General features: G+C 71.9%; 6 protein-coding genes. 5 read left to right on the forward strand and 1 reads right to left on the reverse strand.

Annotated features, from left to right (window positions below; genetic code table 11):
- Positions 1 to 85 precede the first annotated feature (85 nt).
- The 4 genes from ACFO9I_RS22735 to ACFO9I_RS22750 are packed head-to-tail and all read left to right on the forward strand — an operon-like array spanning position 86 to position 4,562.
- On the forward strand, positions 86 to 667 hold the full coding sequence (locus ACFO9I_RS22735; protein ID WP_379185130.1) for a 2-oxoacid:acceptor oxidoreductase family protein: 582 nt from the start codon (positions 86 to 88) through the stop codon (positions 665 to 667).
- Positions 660 to 1,922: a transketolase C-terminal domain-containing protein gene (locus tag ACFO9I_RS22740; protein ID WP_379185132.1), complete on the forward strand. Its 1,263-nt coding sequence runs from the start codon at positions 660 to 662 to the stop codon at positions 1,920 to 1,922. The genes ACFO9I_RS22735 and ACFO9I_RS22740 overlap by 8 nt, the downstream gene beginning before the upstream one ends.
- A 10-nt stretch (positions 1,923 to 1,932) precedes the next feature.
- On the forward strand, positions 1,933 to 2,934 hold the full coding sequence (locus ACFO9I_RS22745) for a thiamine pyrophosphate-dependent enzyme (RefSeq protein WP_379185134.1): 1,002 nt from the start codon (positions 1,933 to 1,935) through the stop codon (positions 2,932 to 2,934).
- Positions 2,934 to 4,562: an NAD(P)-binding protein gene (locus ACFO9I_RS22750; protein ID WP_379185136.1), complete on the forward strand. Its 1,629-nt coding sequence runs from the start codon at positions 2,934 to 2,936 to the stop codon at positions 4,560 to 4,562. The genes ACFO9I_RS22745 and ACFO9I_RS22750 overlap by 1 nt, the downstream gene beginning before the upstream one ends.
- Positions 4,563 to 4,589: 27 nt before the next feature.
- Here the strand turns inward: ACFO9I_RS22750 and ACFO9I_RS22755 are convergent, their stop codons facing one another.
- Positions 4,590 to 4,889 (reverse strand): hypothetical protein, encoded by a 300-nt coding sequence (locus tag ACFO9I_RS22755; protein ID WP_379185138.1) that lies wholly within the window; start codon positions 4,887 to 4,889, stop codon positions 4,590 to 4,592.
- A 216-nt stretch (positions 4,890 to 5,105) separates the two neighbouring features.
- Here ACFO9I_RS22755 and ACFO9I_RS22760 point away from each other — a divergent pair, with 216 nt between their 5' ends.
- The gene (locus tag ACFO9I_RS22760; protein ID WP_379185139.1) at positions 5,106 to 5,897 is read left to right on the forward strand and encodes an NAD(P)H-dependent oxidoreductase; all 792 of its coding nucleotides are present in this window, start codon (positions 5,106 to 5,108) and stop codon (positions 5,895 to 5,897) included.
- Positions 5,898 to 6,099 lie beyond the last annotated feature (202 nt).

Consider the following 6,099-nt stretch of genomic DNA (forward strand, 5'->3'; position numbering starts at 1 on the left):
GCGGCGATCGGTCCTCCATGGGGGTCCAACGACCCTGAGCGGGGACACCGCCGGCACCTAGCCTCGCGGGGGGAAGGAGGCCGCGATGTTCGCCGTACGCATCCACGGCCGCGGGGGTCAGGGGGCCGTGACCGCGGCCGAGCTGCTCTCGGTGGCCGCGTTCGACGAGGGCCGGCACGCGCAGGCCTTCCCGACCTTCGGCTCCGAGCGCACCGGCGCCCCGGTCGTCTCGTTCTGCCGCATCGACGACCGGCCGATCCGGCTGCGCGAGCCGATCACCGACCCCGACGCGCTGGTCGTCCAGGACCCCACGCTGCTGCACCAGGTCAACCTCTTCGCGGGGCTGACGTCGGCCGGCTTCCTGCTGGTCAACACCTCGCGCAGCCTCGACGAGCTCGGCCTCGAGGAGCTGGCCCGTGGGCTCACGCCCGACCACGTGGTCACCGTGCCCGCGACCGAGATCGCGCGGGAGCACCTCGGCCGGCCGCTGCCGAACGCGGCGCTGCTCGGTGGCTTCGCGGCGCTCACCGGGCAGGTGTCGCTCGACGCGGTGTGCGCCGCGATCCGGGACCGGTTCCCCGGCCGGGTGGGTGACGGCAACGCCCGCGCCGCCGAGGTCGCCCACGCGCACGTCCGCACGCTGCTGGGGACGCGGGCCGATGCGTAGCCAGATCGAGGGGTCGCAGGCGGTGGCCCGGGCGGTGACCCTCTGCCGGCCCGAGGTGATCGCGGCGTACCCGATCTCCCCGCAGACCCACATCGTCGAGTCGCTGTCGGACCGGGTCCGCACCGGCGAGCTCGCGTCGTGCGAGTACCTGATGGTGGAGTCCGAGTTCGGCGCGATGTCGGCGTGCATCGGGGCCTCGGCGGCGGGCGCCCGCACCTACACAGCCACCTCCAGCCAGGGACTGCTGTTCATGGCCGAGGCGCTCTTCAATGCCTCCGGCCTCGGCCTGCCCGTCGTGATGACGGTGGCCAACCGCGCGATCGGCGCCCCCATCAACATCTGGAACGACCACTCCGATGCCATGTCCATGCGCGACTCCGGCTGGATCCAGCTCTACGCCGAGTCCAACCAGGAGGCCGTGGACCTGCACGTCCAGGCCTACCGGCTCGCGGAGTCGCTGTCGGTGCCGGTGATGGTCTGCATGGACGGGTTCGTCCTCACCCACGCCTTCGAGCAGGTCGACCTCCCGACCCAGGAGCAGGTGGACGCCTTCCTGCCGCCGTTCGCGGCGCAGCAGGTGCTCGACCCCGACGACCCGGTGACCATCGGCGCGATGGTGGGGCCGGAGGCCTTCGCAGAGGTGAAGTACCTGATGCACGCCAAGCAGATGGCGGCGCTCGACGAGATCCCCGTGATCGCCGACGAGTTCCGCACCGCCTTCGCTCGCAGCTCGGGCGGTCTCCTGAAGCCGTACCGGCTCGACGACGCCGAGACGGTCGTCGTCGCGCTCGGGTCGGTACTCGGCACCATCGAGGAGGTCATCGACACGCTCCGCGAGGACGGGGTCCCGATCGGCGCGCTCGGCATCACCTGCTTCCGACCCTGGCCCGTGGCGGAGGTGCGCGAGGCGCTGAGCCGCGCGTCGCGGGTCGTCGTCGTCGAGAAGGCGTTCGCCGTCGGGGCCGGCGGCATCGTCGGCCAGAACACCCGCGACGCCACGCGCGGGCTCCCCGTCGAGGTGTACGACGTCGTGGCCGGCCTCGGCGGCCGGCCGATCACCCGCGCCTCGCTGCGCCGACTGCTCAACGACGTGCTCGCGGGCGGTGTCGACCCGCAGCGCCTGCACTTCCTGGACCTCGACCTGGACCTGGTGGCCCGCGAGCTGGAGCGGTCCCGACACGGCCGGCGGCCCGGCCCCCACGCCGAGCACATGCTGCGCGACATCGGCACCGTCGCCTCCGGGGCCTACGAGTAGAGGGGGCGTCGTGGCGTTCCAGGAGATCAAGCTCTACCAGACCGGCACGTTCGTGGCCGGCAACCGGCTGCTCGACCCCGAGCAACGGTCCGTCCAAGCGCGGATGGGTCGCTCGAACTCCCTCACCTCCGGGCACCGGGCCTGCCAGGGGTGCGGCGAGGCGCTGGGCGCCCGCTACGTGCTCGACGCGGCCATGCGGGCCACCGGCGGGAACATGGTCGCGGTCAACTCGACCGGCTGCCTCGAGGTGTTCTCGACGCCGTACCCCGAGTCGTCGTGGCAGCTGCCCTGGCTGCACTCGCTCTTCGGCAACGGCCCTGCGGTGGCCGCCGGGGTCGCGGCGGCGCTGAAGGCCAAGGGCCGTACCGACATCCGGGTCGTCGGCCAGGCCGGCGACGGGGGCACCGTCGACATCGGCTTCGGCACGCTGTCGGGCATGTTCGAGCGCAACGACGACGTGCTGTTCGTCTGCTACGACAACGAGGGCTACATGAACACCGGCGTCCAACGATCCGGGGCGACCCCGCCGGCCGCCGCGACCGCGAACACCAAGGCGCTCGGCCCCGAGCCCGGGAACGCGTTCGGCCAGGGCAAGAACGTGCCGCTGATCGCGATGGCCCACGAGATCCCGTACGTCGCCACCGCGACCGTCGCCGAGCTGCGCGACCTGGAGTACAAGGTGGAGCGGGCGATGAGCTTCCACGGCGCCCGCTACCTGCACGTGTTCGTGCCGTGCCCGCTCGGCTGGGGGGCTGACTCCGCCGACACCATCAAGCTGGCCCGGCTGGTCAAGGAGACCGGGATGTTCCCGGTCTTCGAGGCCGAGCGCGGCGAGGTGACCGAGGTGTCGAGGATCCGTCGGCAGGTCCCGGTCGAGGAGTACCTGCGCCCCCAGAAGCGCTACGCCCACCTCTTCGGCGACCCCGGCCGGCCCGACATCGTCGCGCGGCTGCAGGCGCAGGCCGACCGCAACATCGCCCGCTTCGGGCTGCGACCGGATGGGGACGCGTGATGGAGAAGCCCTTCGCGATCACCCTCGACATCGGCTCGAGCCGGGCCAACAAGACCGGCTCGTGGCGCACCGAGCGTGCGGTCTACACGAACCGGATGCCGCCCTGCAACGACGGCTGCCCGGCCGGCGAGAACATCCAGGCCTGGCTCTACGAGGGCGAGGAGGGCGGCGCCGGCTACGAGCGCGCCTGGCGCAAGATCATGGAGGACAACCCGTTCCCCGCGGTGATGGGGCGGGTCTGCTACCACCCGTGCGAGACGGCCTGCAACCGCGGGCAGCTCGACGAGGCCGTGGGGATCAACTCCGTCGAGCGGTTCATCGGCGACGAGGCGATCCGGCAGGGATGGACGGTCTCGGTCGAGGTGCCGCCGACGGGCCGCCACGTCCTGGTCATCGGCGCCGGACCGTCGGGGCTCTCCGCGGCGTACCACCTCGCGCGGCGCGGCCACACCGTCACGGTCAAGGAGGCCGGTCCGATGGCCGGCGGGATGATGCGGTTCGGCATCCCCCGCTACCGCCTCTCCCGTGACGTGCTCGACGCCGAGGTCCAGCGCATCCTCGACCTCGGGGTCAGCCTCGAGCTGGACGCCAAGGTCACCGACCTGATGGCGCTGCGGGCGGAGTACGACGCGGTCTTCCTCGCCGTCGGCGCCCAGCTCGGCCGGCGCACCTACATCCCCGCCGGCTCGGCGGCGCACGTGCTCGACGCGGTCGACCTGCTGCGCGACCTCGAGACCGGCGAGAGGCCGCTGCTGGGCCGCAAGGTCGCGGTCTACGGCGGCGGCAACACCGCCATGGACGTCGCCCGCACCGCCAAGCGGCTCGGCGCCTCGGAGGCGATCGTCGTCTACCGCCGCACCCAGGACCGGGCGCCCGCCCACGAGTCCGAGCTCGCCGAGGCCGAGGACGAGGGCGTGCTCTTCAAGTGGCTGACCACGATCAAGCAGGTGGACACCGGAAGGCTCGAGGTGGAGCGGATGGAGCTGGACGACTCCGGCTTCCCCCAGCCCACCGGCGAGGTGGAGACCCTCGACGCGGACTCGCTGGTCCTCGCGCTCGGCCAGGAGACCGACCTCTCGCTGCTCGACGGCGTGCCCGGCCTGGTCGTCGACGACGGCGTGGTCGCGGTCGGGCCGGACCTGATGACCGGCTGTCCCGGTGTTTTCGCGGGCGGCGACATGGTGCCCTACGAGCGGTCGGTGACGGTCGCGATCGGGCACGGCAAGAAGGCGGCGCGCCACATCGACGCGTGGCTATCCGGGGCCGCCCCGGAGCCGGGTGTGCGCCCCTCTCTGGCCACCTTCGACACCCTGAACACGTGGTACTACGCCGATGCGCCTCGAGCCCACCGCGCGGTCCTGGACCGGGCGCGGCGCGAGTCGACCTTCGACGAGGTGGTGCTCGGCCACGACGAGTCCACCGCGCTGCTGGAGGCCCGCCGGTGCATGTCCTGCGGCAACTGCTTCGGCTGTGACAACTGCTACGGCGTGTGCCCGGACAACGCGGTGATCAAGCTCGGGACCCCCGGCGAGGAGTACCTGATCGACCTCGACTACTGCAAGGGGTGCGGCCTGTGCGTCGCCGAGTGCCCGTCCGGCGCGATCCAGATGTTCCCCGAGGAGATCTGACCGCTCGACCCGTCGGTGGGCCGGGCGTCACCGGGACACGTTGAAGCAGGCGACGTCGTACTGGGAGACCGAGTGCGGGTTCTGCGAGTTCTGCGGCTGCTCGCCGGCGTAGTGCGTGCCCGCGACGCCGTCGGGGTTGAACGCCGATCCCGGGGCCGAGGACGCGTGTCCCGGGGGGTCGGGCGCGGTGCTGCTGCCGCACTCTTGGGACGGCTGACCGGTTCCCGTGGGCGACGGGTTCACGGCTGCCTCGGCGACAGCGGTCCCACCGAGGACGAGGGTCACCGATCCGACGGTCGTGGCGACGGCTCGGACGAGGTACGACATGACTGTTCCTCCTTCACGTGGATTCGTGCTCCTTGCTGTGCACACGTGACAGGGGCGTCCGCGGTTCGGCGTCTTCGCGTCACCGTGACCTCGCGTGCGCCCGGAGGGCCGCCGGGTGCCGGGACCAACGCCTCTGCCTGCTCGACCCTGCCCGGCACAGAGTCGGAGATCGGGGACCGAGGCCCTGTGGGCTGCCCGACCGTGAAGGAGTCCTTCATGAAGGTGCTGACGATCTACGCGCACCACGACCCGCACTCGTTCTGCCACGGGGTGCTCGAGCAGTTCACCGCTGGCCTGCGCGACGGGGGCCACGCCAGCGAGGTCATCGACCTCCACGCCATCAAGTTCGACCCGGTCTTCCGGAGCCGGGACAGCGCCAGCTACGTCAGCGCCGACGTCCCGCCCGACATCCTCGATCGCATGGACCTGCGGCGCCAGGTCCTCGACTCCTGCCGGTGGCCCGGGCAACGGTGGCTCGCCGAGCGCGCGCTGCGCGGCAGGTCCCCGACCGAGATCGCCGCGCTGATCCACAGCCACATGCCCAAGGACGTGCTCGCCCAGCAGGCCAAGGTCGCCGCCGCGGACGCGCTGGCCTTCGTCGCCCCCATCCACTTCTGCAGCTTCCCCTCGATCCTCAAGGGCTGGATCGACCGCGTCTGGACCCTGGACTTCGCCTTCGGTCTCACGTCGGAGGGGTGGCGCGGCGACGTCGACGGCCGGATCCCCTTGCTGCACCACAAACGGGCGCTGATCATGACGTCCACGATCTTCGACAAGGAGGCGTACGACGCCGGCGTGCGCGACGGCATAGGAAAGGTCCTCGACGAGTGGGCCTTCCGGTTCCCCGGCATCGAGGACGTCGAGCACGTCTACTTCCACGCCGCGACGTCCGCCTCACCGGAGCTGGTCCGGGAGTACTTCCAGCAGGCCTACGACCTCGGTCGCCACTTCGGCCGACCGCAGCCGGCTCCCGGGGGGCCGCCCCCGACCACTAGCTCGGCGACCTGACCGGATGCGGCTTCAGGAAGCGGGGCGCCTCAGTCCAGGTACGGACGCCAATGTCCTGACGCGTCCCGTCGGTGCTCGACCCGGAACATGATCAGGCGCCGCTGACGACGCTCTGCCCACTCGTGCACGCAGGTGGCCACCAGGTCCCGTCGGCGCGCGCCGGGTCCGGTCGGCTGGCCGGCGCGGGGACGCGCGGCGCGGT

Source organism: Nocardioides sp. GCM10023255, assembly GCF_042653125.1.
In the GTDB taxonomy this organism is placed as follows: domain Bacteria; phylum Actinomycetota; class Actinomycetes; order Propionibacteriales; family Nocardioidaceae; genus Nocardioides.

Coding starts and splice junctions, on each gene's coding strand:
- ACFO9I_RS22735 (WP_379185130.1), top strand. CDS start 86: ATGTTCGCCGTACGCATCCACGGCCGCGGGGGTCAGGGGGCCGTGACC.
- ACFO9I_RS22740 (WP_379185132.1), top strand. CDS start 660: ATGCGTAGCCAGATCGAGGGGTCGCAGGCGGTGGCCCGGGCGGTGACC.
- ACFO9I_RS22750 (WP_379185136.1), top strand. CDS start 2,934: ATGGAGAAGCCCTTCGCGATCACCCTCGACATCGGCTCGAGCCGGGCC.
- ACFO9I_RS22755 (WP_379185138.1), bottom strand. CDS start 4,889: ATGTCGTACCTCGTCCGAGCCGTCGCCACGACCGTCGGATCGGTGACC.
- ACFO9I_RS22760 (WP_379185139.1), top strand. CDS start 5,106: ATGAAGGTGCTGACGATCTACGCGCACCACGACCCGCACTCGTTCTGC.